General features: G+C 62.4%; 21 protein-coding genes. 5 read left to right on the top strand and 16 right to left on the bottom strand.

What is annotated here, in order from left to right; translation table 11 throughout:
• Positions 1-40 precede the first annotated feature (40 nt).
• On the bottom strand, positions 41-688 hold the full coding sequence (locus FFI94_RS06595) for a HemK2/MTQ2 family protein methyltransferase (protein WP_138872280.1): 648 nt from the start codon (positions 686-688) through the stop codon (positions 41-43).
• 213 nt (positions 689-901) lie between these two features.
• Between FFI94_RS06595 and FFI94_RS06590 the strand changes: the two genes are divergently transcribed.
• Complete coding sequence (locus FFI94_RS06590) at positions 902-1,192, top strand: hypothetical protein (protein ID WP_397495362.1); 291 nt, start codon at positions 902-904, stop codon at positions 1,190-1,192.
• Positions 1,193-1,308: 116 nt separating this feature from the next.
• Positions 1,309-1,773, top strand: coding sequence for a flavin reductase family protein (locus FFI94_RS06585; protein WP_260684461.1), 465 nt, complete (start codon positions 1,309-1,311; stop codon positions 1,771-1,773).
• Positions 1,774-1,782: 9 nt separating this feature from the next.
• Here FFI94_RS06585 and FFI94_RS06580 read toward each other — a convergent pair whose 3' ends face one another.
• Entirely contained in the window at positions 1,783-4,053 is a 2,271-nt protein-coding gene (locus FFI94_RS06580; protein ID WP_138872278.1) for an ATP-dependent DNA ligase, read from the bottom strand.
• Positions 4,054-4,169: 116 nt separating this feature from the next.
• Between FFI94_RS06580 and FFI94_RS06575 the strand changes: the two genes are divergently transcribed.
• Both FFI94_RS06575 and FFI94_RS06570 read left to right on the top strand, forming a co-directional pair.
• On the top strand, positions 4,170-4,442 hold the full coding sequence (locus tag FFI94_RS06575) for a WhiB family transcriptional regulator (RefSeq protein WP_138872277.1): 273 nt from the start codon (positions 4,170-4,172) through the stop codon (positions 4,440-4,442).
• A gap of 67 nt (positions 4,443-4,509) precedes the next feature.
• On the top strand, positions 4,510-5,418 hold the full coding sequence (locus FFI94_RS06570) for a transporter substrate-binding domain-containing protein (RefSeq protein WP_138873635.1): 909 nt from the start codon (positions 4,510-4,512) through the stop codon (positions 5,416-5,418).
• 6 nt (positions 5,419-5,424) lie between these two features.
• Here FFI94_RS06570 and FFI94_RS06565 read toward each other — a convergent pair whose 3' ends face one another.
• From FFI94_RS06565 to FFI94_RS06500, 14 genes are all read right to left on the bottom strand, one after another.
• Positions 5,425-7,074, bottom strand: coding sequence for a substrate-binding domain-containing protein (locus tag FFI94_RS06565; protein ID WP_138872276.1), 1,650 nt, complete (start codon positions 7,072-7,074; stop codon positions 5,425-5,427).
• Between the two features lie 112 nt (positions 7,075-7,186).
• Complete coding sequence (locus FFI94_RS06560; protein ID WP_138872275.1) at positions 7,187-7,618, bottom strand: SRPBCC family protein; 432 nt, start codon at positions 7,616-7,618, stop codon at positions 7,187-7,189.
• Positions 7,619-7,715: 97 nt separating this feature from the next.
• The gene (locus FFI94_RS06555; RefSeq protein WP_138872274.1) at positions 7,716-9,353 is read right to left on the bottom strand and encodes a cation acetate symporter; all 1,638 of its coding nucleotides are present in this window, start codon (positions 9,351-9,353) and stop codon (positions 7,716-7,718) included.
• A complete protein-coding gene (locus tag FFI94_RS06550) occupies positions 9,350-9,712 on the bottom strand; it encodes a DUF485 domain-containing protein (RefSeq protein ID WP_138872273.1) in 363 nt (120 codons plus the stop codon). Before FFI94_RS06550 ends, FFI94_RS06555 begins: the two co-directional genes overlap by 4 nt.
• 151 nt (positions 9,713-9,863) lie before the next feature.
• A complete protein-coding gene (locus tag FFI94_RS06545; protein WP_138872272.1) occupies positions 9,864-11,615 on the bottom strand; it encodes a cation acetate symporter in 1,752 nt (583 codons plus the stop codon).
• An 11-nt stretch (positions 11,616-11,626) separates the two neighbouring features.
• A complete protein-coding gene (locus tag FFI94_RS06540; protein WP_138872271.1) occupies positions 11,627-11,995 on the bottom strand; it encodes a hypothetical protein in 369 nt (122 codons plus the stop codon).
• Positions 11,992-12,783: a LytTR family DNA-binding domain-containing protein gene (locus tag FFI94_RS06535; protein WP_138872270.1), complete on the bottom strand. Its 792-nt coding sequence runs from the start codon at positions 12,781-12,783 to the stop codon at positions 11,992-11,994. The genes FFI94_RS06540 and FFI94_RS06535 overlap by 4 nt, the downstream gene beginning before the upstream one ends.
• 51 nt (positions 12,784-12,834) lie before the next feature.
• Positions 12,835-14,052, bottom strand: coding sequence for a sensor histidine kinase (locus tag FFI94_RS06530; protein ID WP_138872269.1), 1,218 nt, complete (start codon positions 14,050-14,052; stop codon positions 12,835-12,837).
• Positions 14,053-15,267, bottom strand: a complete 1,215-nt coding sequence (locus FFI94_RS06525; protein WP_138872268.1) for a lipase family protein — start codon at positions 15,265-15,267, stop codon at positions 14,053-14,055.
• On the bottom strand, positions 15,264-16,925 hold the full coding sequence (locus FFI94_RS06520) for a Na+/H+ antiporter (RefSeq protein ID WP_138872267.1): 1,662 nt from the start codon (positions 16,923-16,925) through the stop codon (positions 15,264-15,266). The genes FFI94_RS06525 and FFI94_RS06520 overlap by 4 nt, the downstream gene beginning before the upstream one ends.
• A gap of 95 nt (positions 16,926-17,020) precedes the next feature.
• The gene (locus FFI94_RS06515) at positions 17,021-17,212 is read right to left on the bottom strand and encodes an antitoxin (RefSeq protein ID WP_138872266.1); all 192 of its coding nucleotides are present in this window, start codon (positions 17,210-17,212) and stop codon (positions 17,021-17,023) included.
• A gap of 117 nt (positions 17,213-17,329) precedes the next feature.
• On the bottom strand, positions 17,330-19,828 hold the full coding sequence (locus tag FFI94_RS06510; protein WP_260683891.1) for an HAD-IC family P-type ATPase: 2,499 nt from the start codon (positions 19,826-19,828) through the stop codon (positions 17,330-17,332).
• A gap of 67 nt (positions 19,829-19,895) precedes the next feature.
• Complete coding sequence (locus tag FFI94_RS06505) at positions 19,896-21,011, bottom strand: MBL fold metallo-hydrolase (protein WP_138872265.1); 1,116 nt, start codon at positions 21,009-21,011, stop codon at positions 19,896-19,898.
• Between the two features lie 17 nt (positions 21,012-21,028).
• On the bottom strand, positions 21,029-21,760 hold the full coding sequence (locus tag FFI94_RS06500; protein WP_138872264.1) for an enoyl-CoA hydratase: 732 nt from the start codon (positions 21,758-21,760) through the stop codon (positions 21,029-21,031).
• Between the two features lie 127 nt (positions 21,761-21,887).
• Here FFI94_RS06500 and FFI94_RS06495 point away from each other — a divergent pair, with 127 nt between their 5' ends.
• The gene (locus tag FFI94_RS06495; protein WP_138872263.1) at positions 21,888-22,994 is read left to right on the top strand and encodes an NAD(P)-binding domain-containing protein; all 1,107 of its coding nucleotides are present in this window, start codon (positions 21,888-21,890) and stop codon (positions 22,992-22,994) included.
• Positions 22,995-23,054 lie beyond the last annotated feature (60 nt).

The raw sequence follows: 23,054 nt of genomic DNA, 5'->3' as shown, positions 1-23,054 counted from the left end.
ACCCCGGTAAGCGGCACCGCACGATTTACCTTCACGGGAATCAGCTGACCGCCCGAATCACGACAATCTCTTCCGTCCGTTGCCCTCTCTTGATAAGTCCACGAGCTTCGAAAAGCGCCACCCTTGCGGAAAGTACGCGCCCGAAAGGAATTTCGGCCCGCGCGGCGATCTCCACGGACAATCCCTGTTCTTCCAGCATGGACTGAGTTTTCTCGACCCCACTGAGCACGGACTGCGCGATCAGCAGCACACCCGACGGCGCAAGGAGTGCGGGTGCCGTCGCGCAGATTCGATCCAGCAGCATCCGACCGTCTACGCCCGCGTCCCAGGCTCGCTCGATGCCGCGAGTGGGCAAGACATCCTCGCGAGCCGGCACATACGGCGGATTCGACACGATCACGTCGAAACGTCGACCACGCACCGGCGTGGTCAGGTTCCCGCGCACCACGTGAACCGGACGCCGCCGCAGCCGGGCATTGATCCAGGTAGTAGCCAATGCGCGGCGCGAGATGTCTATTGCAGTGACGTGGCCGGCCCCGGCAGCGGCAGCACACAGGCTCAACGCGCCCGTACCGGCACAGATGTCGAGCACGCGGGATCTTGGTCCGAGGCTTTCCGCTGCCAGCGTCTCCGCCAACAACCAGGTGTCCTCTTGTGGTGGGTACACGCCTGGCAGCCGTAGCAACATCGGTGACTCCTCGAGAGTTGAGCGTCCTGTGGTCGGTATCTGCCTCGAAGCAAGGTGTAAGGCAATGGATGCATGCCTGACGGATCAAGATAACCGCAATCATTGCACGGTTACATGATATTATCTGTTTCCACGGATACAGATTAGCTTTTTCTGGCGCGGCCGGTAGGTCGTCCCCTCGACTTCCCCGTCGAGATGAACCCAGGAGGCATGATGACCGACGAACAAGCAACACCAGTCGACAACGCCCATACCAATCGATCACACGTAGGCGAAGGCATCGCCGACGGACGCAACTACCCGGGATACCTTCTCATCGGACTTGCACTGGCCACACTCGGACTGACCTTGGTGGCACTAGGTTACGGGTTTCGCGGATGGGCGTTGATCGCCGGCGCCGTGTGTGCGGTGTCCCTCGTACTGGGCGTAGCCGCCGTGCTGGTCGAGCGACGACGCGTCAAACGCCTCGAAGGCCTTGATCTCCTGGACCAGGAAGGCCATTGACAGGTAAGGACCCCACCGGGAGCCGAGGGGCACAGCGCAAATCCGACGACCGCAACTCCGACGACCTCAACCCCGACGACAAGGAACCGCAACCGCCCACGAGCGCATTCGACAAACTGGTCGGGGAACTCGAAAATCCGATGTTCGTCGTCACCACGTGCGACGGGAATCAGCGGTCGGGATGCCTGGTTGGTTTTGCGTCTCAGGTGAGTATCGCACCGCCCCGTTTCCTTGTCGGTCTTTCGAACAAGAACCACACGTACCGCGCGTCGTTGACCACGGAATATCTTGCTGTTCATGTCATTCCGAGGGATCACATCGAATTGGCGACGTTGTTCGGGGGATCAACCGGCGACGACATCGACAAGTTCGCGCGTTGCACGTGGCATCGCGGCCCCCACGATCTGCCGATACTCGACGAGGCAGCCGCGTGGTTCGGCGGACGGATACTCGACCGTATCCCTCTCGGAGACCACGTAGGTTTCCTTCTGGAACCCGAATCCGGTTCTGCACCTGACAATCTCGATACTATCGTCACATCCACCGACGTCCGCGACCTCGAACCCGGACATAGCGCGTAGCAAATCCCACTACGGATCCCGCCGCACGTCTGTCGGCGACTTGTCCTCCCGCAGCCCCCGCCAGCTCGGGTGCCGCAGGCGACCGCTCGCGGTCCAATCCATGAATCGCACTTCACCCACGAGTTCGGGGCGGATCCACACCGCCCCTCTGCGATCGTCGGCCGGCACATCGTCCTCGAACGGGCTTTCCTTCTGCTGCAAAGGTTCCAGCAGCGCCAGGAGTGTTTCCAGGTCACGATCGGTGAAGCCGGTCCCCACTCGGCCGACGTACTTCAATCCGTCTTCACCCGGGATTCCCAGGAGAAGCGCACCGATGCCCCGAGCCCGGTTGCCTTGACCGGTGCGCCACCCGCCGATCACTACCTCCTGGCTGCGCCAGTTCTTGACCTTGATCCAACTCGAACCTCTCCGCCCCGGAAGATAGACCGAGGCACGACGCTTTGCGACGATTCCCTCCCAGCCGGATTCGCGGCTCACCTCCAGCGCCTTCTCGGCAGTTCCCTCGATCGGAGGTGGCACAGTGAGATCACCGACCTTGGCGGCCAACGCATTCAGAACGGTCCGACGGTCCGTGTACGATTTCCGCAGCAAAGACACACCATCGAGGTACAGGAGATCGAAAGCCAGAAACTCGGGTTCGCCGCCACGCTGTAGGGCCCCGAAATCGGTGACACCCTGCTCGTTGTACGACACCACTTCACCGTCGAGAACCACCTCGTGGCCGGCAAGAACCGAAGCAAGCCCAGCCAGCGCAGGATAATCGCCGGTCTTGTCATTTCCGGCCCGACTGCGGAGTGACAGTATGCCCGAATGAAATTCGAGAATCACTCGTATTCCATCCCACTTACCCTCGAATGCCCATTCCTCCTCAGCCAGACCCGCGAGCGTTCCGGGTGTCGCGAGCATCGGTTCGATCCCTTTCGGAAACTCGATTCCGAAGCTGGCTTTCTGATCCTTCATCAGGTGCATCAGCCACTGGTCACCTTTGGTCCGAATCAGCGCGAATCGGCCCTGCACGCGGTTCCCTTCCAACCGCACGATCACCTCGTCATCGCGCCACTTCTCGGTCTCGTACGTTCCGGAATCCCAGATCGTCATCGATCCACCGCCGTACTCTCCCTGGGGAATCGTGCCGGAGAAGGTGGCGTACTCGAGCGGGTGGTCCTCGGTGTGAACAGCCAAGCGATTCTCGCCCGCTGTGGTGGGCACACCTTTCGGAACGGCCCACGACACCAGCACACCATCGCGTTCGAGTCGAACATCGTAATGCAGGCGTCTCGCGTGATGTTCCTGAATCACAAAGGAATTACCGACGGCGCCCGGGGCAACGGAATCCGGCACCGGTTCCGGTGTCCGCTGCGCCGCACGCTTGCTCCGATATCGTGTCAACGAATCCTGCTGCACCACGGGTGGATCCAGATCGGCCAACAAATCTCCGCCGCCGTCGACGCGTTCGAGAACCTCGTCGAACAGTAGGTGCCGCAACTTCGGGTCGTCGAGTTCGTCCCAACTGCGCGGCGCCGCAACATAAGGCTGGGAACGCCCACGCATCGAGTACGGAGCGATAGTGGTTTTGGCCGCGTTGTTCTGGCTCCAGTCGACAAAAATCTTGCCGGCGCGAACATTTCGCGCCATCGTCGCTGTCACCAGATCCGGATGGATCTTCTCGAGTCCGACCGCAATCTGCTTGGCGACGGTCGACGCACCACTGCCGTCCAGCGGCCGATCAAGGGGCACATAGAGGTGAATACCTTTGCTTCCGCTTGTCACCGGATACGCACTCCACCCCAGCGTGTCCACGAGATCACGGATGGAACGGGCCACCTCGGCACATTCGGCCAGGCCGACGCCCTCGCCCGGGTCGAGATCGAACACCAATCTGGTTGCCGGTCCGCGCTCGGAACCGTCGAATCGCCATTGCGGAACATGTAATTCGAGAGCCGCTTGCTGACCGAGCCACGCCAGCGACGCGACCGAATCGAAAATGGGATACGTGACCACGCGGTCGGAGTGCTGCAGTGACGCGCGGGTCAGCCAATCCGGCGCCGACGACGCAAGGTTCTTCTCGAAAAAAGATTGACCGTCGACCCCGTTCGGCCACCGTTTCCGCGTCCCCGGTCGACCGACGACGTGGGGAATCATGACTGCGGAGACGCGCGTGTAGTAGTCGATGACTTCGGCTTTGGTGGTTCCGCTCTCGGGATAGAGCACCTTCCCGAGATTGGTCACGGGCACGGTTATGCCGTCGAGTGTGATCTGGCCCCGATCAGTCGTCGCCATCACTTCATTGTGCTGCAGCGCCCGCGATCCGGCAGTAGAAATCGCTGCGATCGGAACCCTGTCCTCGCCCAACCCCCACCGGCCACACTGAGACTCCAGTCGAAAGGACAACCACGATGGCAGCGGGACACACGTCGGAACCGAATGTGGACAACAACTGGCGAATGTTCGCGACCTGCAAGTCTGTCGATCCAGCCGTCTTCTATTCACCAGGCGAGGAACGCGGGCGCAATCGGCTTGCGCGTGAAGAGACGGCAAAGCAGGTGTGCTTCCGCTGCCCCGTGATCGACGACTGCCTGAACTTTGCACTCGAGACCGGTGAACCGCACGGTGTCTGGGGAGGAACTACACCCACTGAACGCCTCAGCATGCGCCGCTCAGTAGCCTGAAAACTCGCCTCTGACGAGCCCCCGGTCGCGGCGATACCGGACATACAGGCAAGATGGCAACGTGCCCATGCCACGACGTTGCGCTGCCGTAACCGCGATCTTCGCGTCCGCGATCCTGTTGGGTTCATGCTCCGCCCAACCTGAGAGCGCCGCGGCAGTCCCGGAAACCACCACCAGCATTCCCGAGGCGTTCACCAAGCTTCCGTCCACTGCAGCAGTGACGGAATGCGGTCCGGGCAGTGGCACTACCACCAAAGACGGCACGCTCACGATCGCCACCGGTTCACCGTCGTACGAACCGTGGTTTCACGACGGTGATCCGTCGAACGGGCAAGGATTCGAAGGTGCGGTGGCCCGCGCCGTGATCGAGAAGCTCGGATATACCCCCGGCCAGGTCACCTTCACGAGTGTCGCGTTCAACGACGTTCTGAAACCCGGCAGCAAAGACTTCGACTTAGCGCTCGACCAGTTCACGATTTCGGGAGAGCGCCGCGAATCCGTCGATTTCAGCTCGCCGTACTACGCGGTGGCGCAGTCGGTCATTGCCTTGCAGAACAACGGCGCCGCCCAGGCCACGGATCTGAATTCACTGAAGTCGTATCGACTCGGCGCGCAGGCCGGTTCGACCAGCCTGCTTGCCATCACCGAGACCATCAGTCCGTCGACCCCACCTCGCAGCTACGCGAGCAATGACGAGGCCAAGGCAGCGCTGGCCGCCGGTGAGATCGACGCTCTGGTTGTCGACATACCCACCGGATTCCACATCACGGAGACCGAGCTGCCACAATCCGTCATCGTCGGACAGTTTCCGCGGCCCAACGCCGTCACCGAGTTCTTCGGTGCCGTCCTCGAGAAGAACAGTTCACTCACCGCGTGTGTATCGGCCGCAGTCGACTCTCTGTACGCCGACGGAACCCTCGAAGCTCTTGCCACCGAATGGATCACAGATACCGCGGACGCAAAAATCCTCGACTAGATCCGATCAGTTGCCGCGGCCGCTGATCGCACCGACAAACACCTTGGGAATATCGGCGGGAGTGGGAGCAAAGTGACTGTTTCCGCCGGTGACTGCTGAAATCTGTTTCAACACTTCGGTATCCGCATCGCCGGTGACGCCGATAGTGATGATCGGCACCGGACGCGCCGCATCGCGTTCGCGTGCAAGAGTGTCGAGCAACTCTTCTCGAGAAATACCGGACGGATCGTCATTGGCCCCGTCGGTCAGGAGAATGACCGAATTGATCGACGACGGGTCATAGGTGCTCTGGATCTGACGAAACGCCGCCAGAACACTGTCGTACAGACCAGTTCCACCGCCGACAAGTGACGGTAGCTCGTCGACGTGAGAGAGAAGTTTGGCCCGGTGATCGGCGTCGCCCTCGGGTGTATCCATTCGCGCAACTGGCTCGAGTTCGCGGTAATCGCTACCATCGCCGAGGTCGATCGAGAACGCCCACAAACCCAATTGCGCATTGGCAGGGAACATTCGGATCGCGATGTCGCCGGCCTGCGCCGTGGCGGCCATGCGAGTAACACCGCCCTCCATGTAGTCCATCGAACCGGAGACATCGACAACCGCCAGTGCTCGGGACGGCCGGGACAGAATCTCGTAGCGCGCGAGAGCCGTGGTCACCACCGACGGATCGCTCGGCACCAACGGCGTGATCATCCCGACGCCGCCACTCGGCAACGGTTCGTTGCTCGCCGCACGAAAACCCAGACCGGACAAGGCGGTGCGGCCTTTGTCGGAGGTGAGTGCGTCAGCCAGAACCTGCGCCGCCGGCAGTGCAGTGGAATCTCCCGTCAGCGCCATCGGGTAGTCCATGAATACCGTGCCGGACGTGGGAACTGCGGCGGTCAACCGGGCATCGGGATGTGCGGCCATGTAGGCAACGAAAGTCTGTTCGGTGGTGACCGCGGTTCCGCTGTCCGCGGCAACCTTTTCGATCCGGATAGTCGAACCGGCTTCCTTCACATTCCCGAGTTGAGCTTGTGCCACGGGAACCAGCGCGGCCGAAATGGATGCCGTATCGCCGCTGCGCGCCTGAGTTTCGGCAAACGCAGCCACGATGGGCGCACTGGACACAGCACTGGAGAGCGGATCACCGATGTGCAGTCCTGGAACCGCCAGAACGTCGAGCCAGCTTGCGGGACCGGTAGTTTCACCGAATTTCGACACCGTGACAACCGGTGTGGACGCTACCGATTCGCTGACCTTCGAGACGGAGCGACCAGCCACTGTGGCCTTGTCGAGCCATTCCGACGAATCGGGTAACCAGATCGCCGGACCGGAACCGCCGAGCGCGAGGTCCCCATAGGTTCGAGCCGAATCCTGGGACACCACGGTAAACGATGCGCACCCGAGCTTTTCCGGATCGATGGTCGACACTACTGCTTCGACCCCGGTGGCAATGGACGGATCAACCGCCACCACCAGGTTGTCGACTTGCGCGCAGTCCGAGGAAGCGGCGGTGGGCGTGACCGTCGGAGCATCCTCGCCCAGGTTGCTGAAGGTAACGGCAAATGCCGCGGAACCTGCGACGGCAACCACGGACAGCACTCCGACCAGGACTTTCACCGATCGCGGCATGGACGCTTTTGGTACCCCGGACGATCCGTGACGACCAGACATGTGCGGAATCCTCTCCGGCGGAGCACCAGGTCCATAACAAACCTATGCCCGGTTTATCCCGCCGAAAAGAATCCTAACTCATGTTTGCCGCAAAGTAACTACTTGTGAGAATTCAGGCGTAGATTCGAACGAACTCCGCCAACGACTGCTCGATATCGCCTTTGAGCGCCCGAGCGACGCCGGAACCGATGGGTCCGAAGAGCGGAGCGCCGCCGAGTTCGATGATCAAAGCCAACTCCGAACCAGCGCCCTTGGGCCTGACGTCCAATTCGAGCCCCAGCTTGACGCCGCCTTTACCGTCGCCCTTGAGCGACAACGCCGTGGGCACGTCGTACTTCTTGATTGTCCAGCGCACGCGATTACGCAGGCCTTTCACCGTGACTACTGAGCTGATCTCGGTTCCCACGCCTAATTGTTCGGGAAGGTCCCCTCGCCAACCGTCGTGGACGACAAGCCAATTCTCGTAACCACTGAGATCGGAGGCCTTCTCCCATACTTCCTGCGGCGGAAGGGGTACGTCGATCTTCACTGTGAGTTTTGCCATGGGGCGACCATAGCGCTGTGCGCCTTTCCAGTTACCGGAGGTACCAGAAAGGCGCACAGGGACTGCCCCCTACCAGGGCTGAGGGGCTACGCCCACACTAGTGATCGACAGCTTTCTCGACGCCGACGCCGGTGAGGGAACGAACTTCCATCTCGGCCTGCTTGGCAGGATCCTCGGGCTTGTTGCGCCCGATGTAGGTACCGATGATGCCGAGGGCAAATGCCAGCGGGATCGAGACGATGCCGGGGTTGGAGAGCGGGAACCACGCGAAGTCGAAATTCGGGAGCATCGACGACGGCTTGCCGGAAATAGCCGGCGAGAACACGATCAGTGTCAAGCAGCTGATCAGACCGCCGTAGATGCTGAACAGCGCACCCGTGGTGTTGAACTTCTTCCAGAAGAGCGAGTACAGCAGGGTCGGCAGGTTCGCCGAGGCCGCAACGGCAAAGGCAAGAGCAACCAGGAAGGCGATGTTCTGGCCCATGGCGCCGATACCGAGAACGATCGAGATGACACCGATCACGACAACGGTGATACGTGAAACCCGAACCTGCTGTTCTTCGGTTGCGTTGCCGCGCTTGATGACACTGGCGTAGATGTCGTGAGCGAACGACGCCGACGCCGTGATCGCGAGGCCGGCGACCACCGCGAGGATGGTGGCAAAGGCCACGGCCGAGATGATGCCGAGGAAGATCGTGCCGCCGAGTTCGAAGGCCAGCAGCGGTGCCGCTGAGTTCTCCTTGCCGGGAGCAGCCAGGATCACGTCGGGTCCGACCATCTTGGCTGCGCCGTAGCCGAGCACCAGCGTGAAGAGGTAGAAGGCGCCGATCAGTGCGATCGCCCAGGTGACGGAACGGCGAGCTTCCTTGGCGGTGGGGACGGTGTAGAAGCGCATGAGCACGTGCGGCAGGCCCGCAGTGCCGAGCACCAAAGCGATTCCGAGAGAGATGAAGTCGAGCTTCGTCATCCCGGACAGCCCGTACTTTGCACCCGGAGCAAGAATGTCGCGACCGGCGACGGCTTCGTTGGTGGAGTTACTGACCACGTTCTGAGCGTCCGCGAGGAGCTGGGAGAAGTTACCGCGAACCGCAAAGAGCACGAGCACGAACATGATTCCGGCGCCGGCCACCAGCAGAACGGCCTTGACCATCTGCACGTAGGTGGTGCCCTTCATGCCGCCGACCAAGACGTAGACGATCATCAGCACACCGACGATGGCGACCACGATTGCCTGACCGGTCTTACCTTCGATATTGAGCAGCAGAGCGACAAGTCCACCGGCACCGGCCATCTGGGCGAGGAGGTAGAAAAGGGAGACGGCGAGAGTGGAGAGTGCCGCAGCCATACGCACCGGGCGCTGCTTGAGGCGGAAGCTCAAGACGTCGGCCATCGTGAATCTGCCTGTGTTACGAAGCAATTCGGCAACGAGAAGCAAAGCCACCAGCCAGGCGACCAGGAAGCCGATGGAGTACAGGAAACCGTCGTAACCGTAGACGGCAATGGCTCCGGCGATACCGAGGAAAGACGCGGCCGAGAGGTAGTCACCGGCGATGGCAAAACCGTTCTGCGGACCGGTGAACTGCCCGCCGCCGGTGTAGAAGTCGGATGCCTTCTTCGTTGTGCGGCTGGCGCGAATGACCAGCGTCATCGTGACGACGACAAACGCGAGGAAGATCGCGATGTTGAAGATGGGGTTTCCCACGTCCGTCCCGGACGCGGCGAGTGTGGTGATCACGATGCGGGGCCTTCCAGCTCGTCACGGATAGCAGCGGAACGCGGATCGAGTTCGCGACCGGCGAACTTCACGTACCAGGCGGTGATCGCGAACGTCGTCACGAACTGGCCGAGGCCCAGAATGATGCCGAGGTTGATGTTGCCGAGGACCTTTGTCGCCATGAAGTCGTGAGCGTAGGTCGCCAGAAGGACGTACACCGCATACCAGAGCAGAAAGAATGCAGTGATGGGGAAAACGAACTTTCGCAGGCGCGTCCGGAGTTCCTGGAACTCGGGACTTGCTTGCATGTCTATGAATGCCTGGGCATCCGGGGTTCGCCGCTCGTGCGACTGTCCCTCACTGACTTCTGCTGTGGACACTGCCGGCTCCTCGCCTCGCGTGTGAAGTGAACTACGTGCAGACGTTAGTGAGATCGGAGTCACATGAAATAGCTGTGGTGGCGCTCACACGGTGAGCAGTCGAGTCGTGCGCCGAACGGTCACACCAGCGCGACAAACGGCGCGACAAAAATCAGGGCTGACGCAGCTCGTCTTCGCGATCGGAACCCATGCCCAGACGCTCGGGAGCATGCATGCGGGTGAAGATCCGTGCTATATCCGCTGGTACTTGCTTGCTCGACGCCTTACTGACCACCACCATCGTCACGAACGCGAGCGGCACGCTGACGGCGGCAGGAAACGCGAAGATCGCGGCCGGCCACCCGCTCAAGACCGTTTCCGACAATCCTCCGAGGATCGCGACGGTGGCTGCCGACCCGGCTACGGCGCCGCCCACCACCATGCCTGCGCCGGCGCCGACCGCCGTCAACCCACGCCACCAGACACCGAGCAGGAGCAACGGGCAGAGCGTCGACGCGGCAACGGCAAACACCAACCCCACCGTGATGGAGAGGTCGACCGACACCACGGCAAGTGACATGGCCAGCGGAATCGCGCCGGCCAGGAGAGCGGCGATCCGGAAATCTCGTATTCGCCCCCGTAGGACGTCGGTGCTGATCACTCCCGCGATACTCACGAGCAGACCAGACGACGTGGACAGGAACGCGGCAATCGCGCCCGACGCCACCAGCGCTGCCAGCAACTGCCCACCCCACCCCGAGAACACGGAACCTGGCAGCAGCAGCACTGCCGCGTCCGAGGTTCCGGTGATCAGCAACTGCGGAACGTACAACCGCGCGAACACCCCGAGCAGGACCGGAAAAAGGTAGAAGACGCCGACAAGACCCACGACGGCCAGCGACGTCAGCCGAGCAGTGTGCCCGTCCGGATTGGTGTAGAACCGCACCAGCACATGCGGCAAACCGAGGGTCCCGAGAAAGGTCGCAAGGATCAGCGAATACACCTGATACGTCGGGTGCGGACCGCCGAATCCCCAACCGGGCGTGATCCAATCCGAATTCTGCGCCGGCGCCCCGGCTACCACCGGAACGGCTGCACCGGCTTCCAGAACCATCGACATTCCCTCGCCGAGGGTGTGCTCCCCCGGCTCGAGGACAACACTGCCCGCAACGGAACGACCGTCCACCGTTCCGCCGTGTACGGTGACCGGCTGGGTCACCTGCACCACAACATCGGTGGTGATGTCCACGGTGGTCTGCTCAGTGACCGTCGGCGGCGCCGGAGCACCCACATCATGCTCGTCTGCCATGAAGTAGAAGGCCAGCGCCACAGCCGGAATCGCCACTGCCGACAGCTTGAGCCAGTATTGGAATGCCTGAACGAACGTGATGGATCGCATGCCGCCACCGACGACGTTGGCAATCACGATCACCCCGACTACCACCCCGCCGATCCAACTTGGCACGCCGAGAAGGATATTGAGGGTCAGACCTGCCCCTTGAAACTGCGGAATCAGGTAGAGAATGCACACCATCGCAACCACGAGCATTGCGAGTTTGCGTAAACGCGGTGAGCCCAACCGGAATTCCGCGAAGTCCGGGACGGTGTACGCGCCCGACCTGCGGAGTGGTGCGGCGACAAAAAGCAGTAGCGCCAGATAACCGGCGGTGAACCCGATCGGATACCACAACGCGTCCGCTCCGTACTTCGCGACCAGACCGGCAACGCCGAGAAAGGACGCAGCAGAAAGGTATTCACCGGAGATCGCCGTGGCATTCCACCGCGGCCCCACGGTGCGGGAGGCAACCAGAAAGTCGGACGTGGTGCGGGAAAGCCGCACTCCGTAGATTCCGATCGCCACCGTCGCCACTGCCGCCGCCACGATGCCCAACACCGTCAACACCGGAATCGATTGCCCACCCACAGCGCCCGCGCTCAGTCGTCCACGAGATTGGTGAAATCCTGCTCGTTGCGCTCAGCCCGACGCACGAACACCCACCCGGTGATCAGCAACAGTGGCAACACAGCGCCCATCACCAACCACGCAAGCCTGATCCCCCACACCGAGTAATCGGACAGCGCCGGAAAAAGCATGGTCAACAGCGGTATCGCACACAATGATCCGGCAACGACCACAGTCAGCCGAATCGCCAGGCCCAACTGGGCACGAACCAGACCACGGATCATGGCGTCGCCGACCTCGGTCTGTTCCTCCACCTCCACCCGCGTACGCACAATGCGGGCGCCGTGACGCTGCGCCAGCACCACCCGCTCGCGCGCCGGTGGATCGGTGTGGCCACTCACCGCGACAACCAACTCTGCTTGGGGGTGCGCACCAACCGATCCTTCAATTCGCGCGTATGCCGACGGCTGACCGGCAACTCCACCGGCGGTTTACCACTGTGCGGGCGAAGCGTCACCACCAAACCACTGCCGACGGTGCGAATTCCGGTCACCAAAGCAAGGGAGACCAGATACGAACGGTGAACCCTCAGGAAACCTGCTTCAGCCCAACGCGATTCGAGGGTAGAAATCGGGATCCGCACCAGGTGCGACTTACCCGCCGTATGCAACCGCGCGTAATCTCCGTCGGCTTCGACCCATTCCACCGCCGAGCGCTGCACCAGTGTCGTGACGCCGCCGAGTTCCACCGGAATCACTTCGTCGCTGGGCGCGGCATCGACTTTGGCTCCGGCCTGATTGCGCCCCGCCAGACCCACGATACGGCGCACTGCCTGCGCCAGCCGCTCTTCGCGCAGCGGCTTGAGTAGGTAGTCGACCGCACCGAGATCGAAGGCGGCCACTGCTCGATCATCGTGCGCGGTGACAAAGACGACCGGCGGCGGAGTGGCAAAATTGGAGAGAATCCCGGCCAGTTCCAGACCGTCGAGTCCCGGCATGTTGATGTCGAGAAAAACGCCGTCGATGCCACCGTCGCGGAGAATCCGCAGCGCCGTCGTTGCATCCGACGCGGTATGGACATGCGCCACCGTTTCTTGCGCGCGCAGCAGGAAAGCCAGCTCGTCGAGCGCCGGTTTTTCGTCGTCGACGGCAAGCACGGTCAGTTGGGCACCTATGTCAGTCTCATTCACAGCACACTCATATTCCCACGGTTACCCGCACCGAACCCACAAAGCCGTCGATCACACTCGAATGCCCTGCTTGAACTTGGGCACGCGCAGGCTGACCTTGGTTCCGGCACCAGGCGCGGTCTCCACCACCAGGCCGTAGTCGTTGCCGAATGCCGCACGCAAACGATCGTCGACATTGGCGAGACCCACGTGCGCGGCCTCCCGAGCGCTGGGCCGGCCGGCCCCGGATTCGATGGCGTCGAGCGAGCCGAACCGCAGCATGTCCGGGTCCATGCCGACGCCGTCGTCTTCGACGCTGATAACGCAGTCCGGGCCTTCGTCTGCCGCCACGATGCTGATGGTGCCGCCCTCGGGTTTGCCGGAGATGCCGTGCCGGACAGCATTCTCCACCAGCGGTTGCAGTGCCAGAAACGGCAGAACCACGTTGAGCACTTCGGGCGCCACCTGCAATCGCACGTCGAGCGCATCACCGAACCTGGCCCGCTCGAGAGTCAGGTAGCGATCGATGTTGCGCAGTTCGTCGGCGAGCAACGTGAACTCGCCTGCCGAGCGGAACGAGTAGCGCGTGAAATCGGCGAACTCGAGAATCAGCTCACGCGCCCGCGTCGGATCCGTGCGCACGAACGATGCCACGGTATTGAGTGCGTTGTAGATGAAGTGCGGGCTGATCTGCGCGCGCAGTGCGCGAACTTCCGCTCGGTCGAGTCGAGCACGCGACGCGTCGAGATCGGCAAGTTCGATTTGGCTGCACGCGTAGCGAGCGACCTCCGTGATCGCGCCGAGCATGCCGGGCCACGGGTCCTCCGTCGTGACGATCCCCAGTACCCCGACCACACCGCTGTCCTCGATGAGAAGCGGCTGGGCGATCAAGGCGCGTACCGCGTGATCGTCGCTGCCCCGGACCAGGTCCGATTGGGTCACGAGTACCCGGCGTTCGCCTTCGATGGCACGCAGTGCAGCGTCGTGAAACTGCTCTGCCATCGATTCGTGCGGCCCGTTCCACGCCAGGACAATCCCCGCCGCATCGGTGATGCCCAAACCTCGAGCACCGGTCAACTGGCGCAGATGCGGCGCCGCTTCGGCAGCCGAATCACGGTCGAGTCCGCGCCGAAGTGGCCGCGCGGCAAGCGAAGCCGTATGCAACGCCGCATGCACTGCTCGTTCGGTAGGTGAGGTGACCTCGCGTCTGGTCCGCATCCAGACCGCAGTAAGAGCCGCGATGAGAAGGGCAACTACGCAGGCAAACAGAGCAGCGACGGTGGGGCTCATCTAGGCCCCGCAGGTAGAGGGCGCGGGTACGCCGCCAAAGCGATCCTGAATCCATTGCACAGCCCCGGGAACGGCCCGGCCGTCCGCGTGCCCCTCCCCTGGCCTCGACACGAACTCGATCACGTCACCCTCCGAACATGCCCGGGCCACCGCGGCCTCGGTCCACTCGGGGAGAATCAGGTTGTCGTTCGCCCCGACGACCACGTACATCGGGCCGCTCGCTTGCTGCCGGGGCAGCGCGATGTCACTCAGCCAACCCTGAATTCGATCGGCGTCGGCATCGGTGGCGGGGCGCGTATCGGTCGGCGTCACCTTCCCCACCAACGACAACTTCTCCGGCACCCGGGCAGTGAGGCATGACGTCAACAGTTCGTAGTTCTCCGCAAACGCTCCGTGCACGTAGTCGTCGCGCTCGAGATCCGGGTGGGTCAGCGACAGACCCTCGAGAACATACGGCAGCAACAGTTGTTGGGGCAGTGATAGATTCACTTCCGCTCCACTGGTGATGATCGGAGAGATGTCGGCCGCGGGCGACAGGTTTGCCGCACCGACAAATTCGAGTCCGTCCCCGTATTCGCCCGCCTTCTCGGCAGCTGCCCACGATGCCTGACCCCCTTGAGAGAGTCCCAACGTGGCCCACCGCTTCGACGTATCCGGGACGATGTTGCGCGCTGCGCGCACCGCGTCGATCACGTTGTATGCAGCAGTATCCGGTTGCAGATACGGGTGCGGATCAGGAGTTCCGAGCCCCTCGAAATCCGAGACCGCGACAACGTAACCCGCGTTCAGCAGCGGCTCCACCAGCCCCATGGTCCCGAGCAGTGTCGGCGAGGTGGACGGTGCGCAATCGTCCGAGATTCCGGTGGTGCCATGTCCGACGGACACGATTGGCCAGCCGCCGTCGGGAGGAGTGCCGGCCGGAGTGAATACCGTTCCCGACACCTGTGTTTCGCGACCGTCGACACCGGATGTGGAGCCGTACAGAATCTTCCGGGCACTCGCTCCGGCGGCAGCGGTAGTCGCAAACGGTTGATCGTCGAAGACAACGCCGCGCGCTGCGCTCTTCGCCGCTGGTGAAGACTCCACCGTGGATGTGGGGGCGGGCGGTTCTGCCGCCGTTGTCACCTCGGTTCCCGTAGATCCGCAGGCCGTACTCACCACCAGGACACTCGCAGCGAGCGTCCCCCAGATCACGTGCCGCACGCGTGCACTCATACTGCGTCGTCCCCTCCGGCCGCCGCGCGAGCGCGGCGGCGCCGTACCCGTTCCTCGGCTGCAGCCTCTTCGAGATCAAGACTCTCCAACACGGTACGCAATACTTCGTCGTCGAGATCGCCGTCGTCTCTCGCTGCAATCAACGCCATACGCTGTGTACGCAGCGACTGATGCCGGAACTTGTCGAACAGCGCACCCGCATTCCACATCGCCGTGTCGCGATCGTTGTTCTCGTCCGTCTCCTGCACTTGAAGTCGAGCCTGCATCGAGCGTCGCACGCGTTCGACGATTGCCTGCAGTTCAGCGACGTCGACCCCCGGTGGCGGACTGGCCACCACGTCGGCCAGCGCTTTCTCACCGGCTTGACGAGAGATGGTGCGCGCCAACTCCATTTGCTCCTGCGTGCGCAACTGCTCGTACGGATCCGCAACGTCCAATCTACGGATCAGGAAGGGCAGTGTGGAACCTTGCAGGAGCAGGGTTCCCACCGCGACGATGAACGCAATCGCCTGGATGACGCCGCGTCCGGGAAACGGTTCTCCGGACGAGAGGGCAAACGGAATACCGCCCGCCGCAGCCAGAGTGACCACGCCGCGCATCCCAGCCCACGACACCACGACGTTCTGTTTCCACGTCAACTGTTTCTCACGCTGTCCGCGGAGCAATGTCATTCCGAACCGCACCCGGGAGTAGCTCAGGAACAACCACAGCGGCCTGATCACGATGACCACCGCCAACACCGCGAGCCCGTACAGGATTACGTTGACCACCGGAAGACCGTCGTTCACGACATCGTCGATAACGAAACTCAACTGCAGGCCCATGTAGGCGAAGACGAACATCTCGAGGAGCGTGTCAAGGCTCGACCAGACGGATCGTTCCTGCAGCCTCGTCATGATCGAGGCATCCGTCGAGTAGTGCCCGATCACCAAGCCTGCGACCACAACCGCGAGAACACCCGACGCATGGAGTTCTTCCGCGGCCAGATACGCGGCAAACGGAAGTACCAGGCCCAAACCGGTTTCGAGAGGCGAATCGTACATCCGGGCTCGCACGAATTTCACGATGAACGCCAGCACCAAGCCGATCACGACACCACCGACAACTTCGTAGGCGAAGAACAGCAATGGTGAATCCGTGGCGATCCGAGTACCGGTCACTGCGGCGACGGCAACGGTGAACAACGTCAATGCGGTGGCGTCGTTGACCAGGCCTTCACCCGTGAGAATTGCGATGACTCGCTTGGGCAGTCCCAGTTTCTGTCCCACTGCGACGGCGCTGACCGCGTCGGTGGGTGCGATCACCGCGCCGAGCACCAGTGCCGCGCCGATCGTAAACTCCGGCACCATCCATTCCGCAAAGAAGGCAACCACGAAGGCCGTCACGAGGACCATGGCGACACCCAGACGCAAGATCGCAGCGAGGTTGCGCTTGAACGTCGCGACCGAGAATTTCAGTGCCGCCGAATAGAGCAAAGGCGGAAGAACGACACCCAGAATGACATGTGGATCGAGTTCGGGCCGAGGCATTCCCGGGATGAACGACGCGACCGAACCGACCGCGACCAGAACCAGCGGCGCCTGAAGATTTCGGCGGTTCGCCAGCCCTGTCACTGCGATGGCGGCGATGACGACCAGCAGAATCCAGGTGAAGTTCACCCGTTCATTGTGCCCGCCCAGACTGACAAGTCACTCAGCGGACGCACAGGAGCCCACAACCTCATCGAGATTGCGGGCTCCTGATTGCTGAGGGGCTACTCCTTTTCGGGAACAGCCTTCTTGGCAGCCTCGGCTGCCTTGTCGATCTGATCGCCGTACTTTCCGCCGGTCTTGTTATCGGCGATGTCGGCGACCTTGTCGATTGCGTCGTGAACCTTGTCGGAGTTCTCCGCGGCAAGCTCCTGGCCCTTCTCGACCAGACCCTTGACGTTGTCCAAGAAACCCATTTTCTGTCCTCTCCCGGTGCTCATGCACATCTTGCTGCGGAAAGAAGAACCTCCGCACACACATAGATTCTCACAGGTCGAGCGGTGCGGCGCCACAAGGTGGGCCGGGCCAAGGGCCTACTTCTGAGCCTCCGCGTGATGATGCTCCCCTGGCAGATCCTCCGGCGTCGTGAACAGCTTTCGCTTCTCACCGTGCAGGCGGGCGCTGACCCACCAGGACACCTCCACCAGGACGACGCCTACCGCGCCGAGAGTGATCGCGAGTGTGGTTGCGGCCACGTTGCTCGGATCCAACTTGAAGAACTCGCGGGTGAACGGCAACGCGAACAAGATCAGGTAGCCGGCCACGGAACCACCGATCAGCACCAGCTTCCACCACACGTACGGACGAGCAACTACAGCCAGTACCCACAGCGCGATCATGATCAACGTGATCAGAGCCGTGGTGCCTTCCTGCTCGGGTGTCAGATCGTGATTGCGGTGCGCGAGCACATACGCGATGAAGGTGGTGACGCCGATGATGATTCCCGATGGCAAAGCCAATCGCATCACGCGCGGCACGAAGCCCGAACGGGCCCGTTCGTTATTGGGTGCCAGCGAAAGAATGAACGCCGGAATCCCGATCGTGAACCAGGCCGCGATGGTGACGTGGCGCGGCAGGAACGGGTACGACAGCGGTTCGAAGTCGAGCATCTTCGACAACACACCGGTGATCCCGACCAGGAAGGCGAGCACCACCGAGTACACGGTCTTGGTCAGGAACAGGTTGGAGACGCGTTCGATATTGCCGATGACTCGACGGCCCTCGGCCACCACGTACGGCAAGGTCGCGAACTTGTTGTCCAACAGCACGATCTGAGCGACAGCGCGCGTCGCGGGACTGCCCGAACCCATCGAGACTCCGATGTCGGCGTCCTTGAGTGCCAAAACGTCGTTGACGCCGTCGCCGGTCATCGCGACGGTATGGCCGCGAGACTGCAAGGCCGCAACCATCTCTCGCTTCTGATCGGGGCGGACACGTCCGAAGGTGGTTGCTCCGTCGAGAACGTCGGCCAGCTTCTCCTGATCGTTAGGAAGCTCACGCGCGTCGATCGGACGATCGCCGCCCTCGAGTCCCAGCGAACCTGCCACAGCACCTACGGACACCGCATTGTCGCCGGAGATAACCTTGACGGCTACTCGCTGACTTGCGAAGTACTCCAACGTTTCCTGCGCGTCCGGGCGAACCTTCTGCTCCAACACCACCAAGGCTTCCGGCGTCACGACTCCCGGAGCGTCGACGTCGTCGACGGCGAGGTTGCTGCTGCCCAACATGAGAACACGCAACCCGGTGGAACCGACTTCTTCGGCCAGTCTGGCCATCTCCGACGACGGATCGAGCAGTACGTCCGGAGCGCCGAGCACCCAGTTACCGTGGACGCCGTACGACTGCCCGCTCCACTTCTTCGCCGACGAGAAGGGCGCCACGGCAGTGGCGTCGCCCCAGCCGGCGTCATCGGTCAGAGACTCGCGGATCGCCAGGACACTGGCGTTGGGCCGAGGATCCGACGCCGCCATCGCGGCGAGCGCCGCCTTGATCACCGACTCGTCGGCGGACCCGTCGGCGAGCTTCAACTCGGACAATCGCATACCGTTCTCGGTCAGCGTTCCCGTCTTGTCCGCACAGACAACGTCGACCCGGGCGAGTCCCTCGATGGCGGGCAGTTCCTGAACGAGACACTGCCGCTTACCGAGTCGAATGACGCCGACGGCAAAAGCGATGGACGTCATGAGCACCAGGCCCTCGGGGACCATCGGGACCAGGGCCGCGACCATGCCGTTCAGGGCCGGACCGAGAGACTCACCGCTCGAGAACAGCTGGTTGTAGATGATCAGCGCACCGGCCGGAATCATCAGATATGTGATGAATTTCAGGATGCGGTCGATGCCACTGCGCAGTTCCGAATGAACGAGCGTGAACTTGCTGGCCTCTTCCGCGAGCTTCGCCGCATACGCGTCGCCGCCGACTTTGGTGGCGCGGTACGCGCCGCTACCGGCGGCGACAAAGCTGCCCGACAGTATCGACTCACCGGCGCTCTTGTGCACCGGATCGGCTTCGCCGGTGAGCAGCGACTCGTCCACTTCGAGTGCCGACGACGACACCACCTCGCCGTCGACGACAATCTGGTCGCCCGAACCCAGCTCGATAATGTCGTCGAGCACAACGTCTTTGGGGGCCAAGGCAACTGCAACACCGTCACGCCGGACCATCGGCTTCGCTTGACTGACGATCGCCAAGGCGTCGAGTGTTTTCTTGGCTCGGATCTCCTGGATGATGCCGATGCCGCTGTTCGCGATGATCAAGAGTCCGAACATGCCGTCGATCACGGAACCTGTCGCCAGGACAATCGCCAACAGCACCACCAGGATCGCATTGATCCGGGTGAACACATTGCCGCGAACGATGTCCTTGACCGAACGAGACGCCCGATCCGGTACGTCGTTGGTCTGCCCCGACGCGATCCGCGACGCAACCTGATCTGCGGTCAAGCCGCGGACGACGTCGACGGCGACCCCGCCATCGTCTGTCGCGATCGAAGTCGCCGTACCTTCTGAACCGATGTGCTCGTGAGCCATGGTCAAAGATTACGCACCCGCCGCGGCAAAACCGGGCCCGACTCCGATCTCAGGCTCGCGGCGACGGTTACCCCAGGCGAATCCACCATTGTGTCGGCGGCTGCGCGGACAGTGCATCGATCCGTCCACCGGGCATCGGCACCGCCACCGTAGTGCCGACATCGCCGGCCGCTTCGGTCAACCGGATGATCGGCTCGGACCACGAATGGAACGCCAGATTGAACGTGGCCCAGTGAATCGGGACAAAAACTCCGCGTGCGGGGTCACCGCGATTGAGATCCGCGTGCGTCTGGACTGCTTCCTCGGGATTCATGTGGATGTCCGGCCACCGCACGTCGTACGCACCGACAGGCAAGAGCGTCAGGTCGAAGGGTCCGTACGTGGTGCCGAGTTCCACGAACCGCTGCGTGTATCCGCTGTCCCCACCGAAGAACACTCGGTGCTTCGGCCCCGCAAACACCCACGACGCCCACTGAGTCGCGTTGCGAACTAGGCCGCGCCCGGAAAAGTGCCGAGCCTCGGTGCAGGTGAGTACCAGGTCACCGATGGTCGTCGACTCGTCCCAGTCCAACTCGACGATCCGGTTCTCCGGCACCTTCCAATGCCGCAGATGCGCGCCGATCCCGATCGGAACCACAAAGGGTGCCGTCTGGGTGCGGGTCAGAGTCTTGACCGTCTCCATGTCGAGGTGGTCGTAATGATCATGGGAGATGACAATCGCATCCACCGCGGGGAGGTCTGCCAATGCCACGGGCGCGGCATGCATTCGCGCAGGACCGACTGTGGCAGAAGGTGATACACGCTCACTCCACACCGGATCGGCAAGCACCCGGTAGCCGTCCACCTCGACAAGGACACTCGAATGCCCGTACCAGGTAACTGCCGCTCCGCCGGCCTGAGCGGGTGCGAGCGGCGTCGCCAACGGGATGGGCGCGCGAGGCCGACCCGTCGAACCGCGGGTGAGCAACGATTTTGCCATCCCGGCATCGGTGCCCGGCACGAGCACGCTACTGGGGTCCGAATTGTGGAACTGACGATTCCGATATCGAGGTGACATCGCCGCATAGGGTTGCACCGCATTACGCGACGCCCCGATCTGCGTCGGGATTCCCCAGGCAGCGCGGGCTATCCATCCGACTGCCGCGGTGACCGCGGCAGCACCGAAAAGCGTCGTCGTCTTCATTGTGCCCAGACTAGCGACTATCTGCCTTTAAAGACCGGTGGGCGATTTTCGATGCGGGCGGCGCGGGCTTCCTGCACGTCGTCACTGAGCCACGCGGCGTGTAGTGCGTCGAGTTGCTCGGGCGACTGCTCTTCCATCGTTCCGTCGTCGTTGAGGACCATCTTCATATGACGCAAGGACAGTGGTGCGAGGTTGGCGATGCGATGTGCCCATTCCTGGGCGTCGTCGAGGGTGCCGATCTTGTTGGCAAGTCCGCGGTTGAATGCTTCTTCGGCGCCGATCTGTTCGATGCCGAGGAGAATGGTGCGAGCCGGGCCACCGCCGACGAGTGATGCCAACCGTCGCATCGTCCATTTGTCGACGGACACACCGAGCGTCGCCGCCGGAATGCCGAACCGTGCGGCCGGGGCAACAACGCGCAGGTCGGAGGCTATGGCCAACTGCGTGCCTGCGCCGATGGCCGGGCCGTTGACCGCTGCGATCACCGGGATCGGTGCCGTATCGATCGAACGGAGCATCTCGAAGAGTCGGTCGGTGAAGCCTTCCATGTACACGTCGCCGGACAGGTCGGCACCGGCGCAGAACGCGGACCCCTGGCCGGTGATCACGATGACATGAGCGCGATCTGCGACGGCGGCATTCACTGCGTCCTTGATTGCGATGCAGAGTTCCGCGCTGAGCGCGTTGCGACGCTCGTGACGCTGCAATTCAATGGTCACGACATTGCCGTCACGGGAAGTCCCGATCATGTCCGCTCACTTTCTTTTCTGGAAGGCTCGTGCGCAAGGGTTGACGCGAGGGTTGACCCGAATGCAGTTTGCCGACCACGTAGTTCTCTCACCGCAGAGTTCTGCGCATCAGGAGGTTAGATTACCGATGAGTACGAACGATAGTGACGAGGGACGCAGCGAGAGCGTTGATGTCGACATCGTGGTGATCGGCGCCGGCCAGGCCGGATTGTCCGCGGCGTACTACCTCCGCAAGTTCTCCGTTGCGCCGGAATCGGGATTTGTCGTGCTCGATCACGCAGCCGGCCCTGGCGGCGCGTGGCAGTTCCGGTGGCCGAGCCTGACCTTGAGCACTGTCAACGGAGTTCACGACCTCCCGGGGATGTCGTTCGCGGAAACGACAGGGACCGATGCCGAGCTGGTACCGGCGTCGGTTGCGGTCCCCCATTACTTCGAGTTGTACGAGAAGCAATTCGAGCTGCCCGTCCACCGACCCGTCCATACGCGAGTGGTGTGCCCACGGCAGGAACGTCTCCGGATCGAGACCGACCACGGCGTGTACGCGGCACGCGGGCTGATCAATGCGACCGGAACGTGGGAGCGCCCGTTCATTCCTTACTACCGCGGCGCCGCACTGTTCCGTGGGCGTCAGTTACACACCAAGGACTACTACTCGGCCCACGAGTTCGAGGGCAAACATGTTGTTGTTGTCGGTGGCGGCATCTCCGCTGTGCAATTGCTCGACGAGATTTCACAGGTCACGACCACCACGTGGGTGACGCGCCGCGAACCGGAATTCCGCGACGAACCGTTTTCGCCGGAGATCGGTCGGGATGCCGTCGCAATGGTCGAGGATCGGGTACGACGCGGTTTGCCGCCGGGATCGGTTGTGTCGGTCACGGGGTTGCCGGTGACTCCTGCCATTCGCGCGGCCCGGGAACGCGGCGTGATGACGCGACGACCGATGTTCTCGGAAATCCTCCCGCACGGGGTGCGATGGGCTGACGGCAGCACCGTGGATGCCGATGTCATTTTGTGGTGCACCGGGTTTCGAAGTTCGCTCGACCATCTCGCGCCTCTTCGTCTGCGTGGTACCGGCGGCGGAATCGAGATGGAGGGTCGCCTCGCCACCCAGGTTGCGTCCGATCCGCGTGTGCATCTGGTGGGCTACGGACCCTCCTCGTCGACAATCGGCGCGAACCGCGCCGGCCAGGCAGCCGCAGCTGAGTTGACGTCCTTTCTCGAACTTCGCTGACCCAGCTTCCATTTAGCTACGTTTGCCCGATTCGTCCATAACCTGTTCAGCAGGACATTT

The organism is Rhodococcus sp. KBS0724 (assembly GCF_005938745.2).
Lineage (GTDB): Bacteria > Actinomycetota > Actinomycetes > Mycobacteriales > Mycobacteriaceae > Rhodococcus_F.
Note: the sequence above shows the minus strand (reverse complement) of the source record. Positions and strands in the feature narration are given on the sequence as shown.

Excerpts from the sequence above, each read along its gene's own strand:
- FFI94_RS06595 (WP_138872280.1), bottom strand. The coding sequence starts at position 688 with ATGTTGCTACGGCTGCCAGGCGTGTACCCACCACAAGAGGACACCTGG.
- FFI94_RS06590 (WP_397495362.1), top strand. The coding sequence starts at position 902 with ATGACCGACGAACAAGCAACACCAGTCGACAACGCCCATACCAATCGA.
- FFI94_RS06580 (WP_138872278.1), bottom strand. The coding sequence starts at position 4,053 with ATGGCGACGACTGATCGGGGCCAGATCACACTCGACGGCATAACCGTG.
- FFI94_RS06575 (WP_138872277.1), top strand. The coding sequence starts at position 4,170 with ATGGCAGCGGGACACACGTCGGAACCGAATGTGGACAACAACTGGCGA.
- FFI94_RS06570 (WP_138873635.1), top strand. The coding sequence starts at position 4,510 with ATGCCACGACGTTGCGCTGCCGTAACCGCGATCTTCGCGTCCGCGATC.
- FFI94_RS06565 (WP_138872276.1), bottom strand. The coding sequence starts at position 7,074 with ATGTCTGGTCGTCACGGATCGTCCGGGGTACCAAAAGCGTCCATGCCG.
- FFI94_RS06560 (WP_138872275.1), bottom strand. The coding sequence starts at position 7,618 with ATGGCAAAACTCACAGTGAAGATCGACGTACCCCTTCCGCCGCAGGAA.
- FFI94_RS06530 (WP_138872269.1), bottom strand. The coding sequence starts at position 14,052 with ATGAGCCCCACCGTCGCTGCTCTGTTTGCCTGCGTAGTTGCCCTTCTC.
- FFI94_RS06525 (WP_138872268.1), bottom strand. The coding sequence starts at position 15,267 with ATGAGTGCACGCGTGCGGCACGTGATCTGGGGGACGCTCGCTGCGAGT.
- FFI94_RS06515 (WP_138872266.1), bottom strand. The coding sequence starts at position 17,212 with ATGGGTTTCTTGGACAACGTCAAGGGTCTGGTCGAGAAGGGCCAGGAG.
- FFI94_RS06510 (WP_260683891.1), bottom strand. The coding sequence starts at position 19,828 with ATGGCTCACGAGCACATCGGTTCAGAAGGTACGGCGACTTCGATCGCG.
- FFI94_RS06505 (WP_138872265.1), bottom strand. The coding sequence starts at position 21,011 with ATGAAGACGACGACGCTTTTCGGTGCTGCCGCGGTCACCGCGGCAGTC.
- FFI94_RS06500 (WP_138872264.1), bottom strand. The coding sequence starts at position 21,760 with ATGATCGGGACTTCCCGTGACGGCAATGTCGTGACCATTGAATTGCAG.
- FFI94_RS06495 (WP_138872263.1), top strand. The coding sequence starts at position 21,888 with ATGAGTACGAACGATAGTGACGAGGGACGCAGCGAGAGCGTTGATGTC.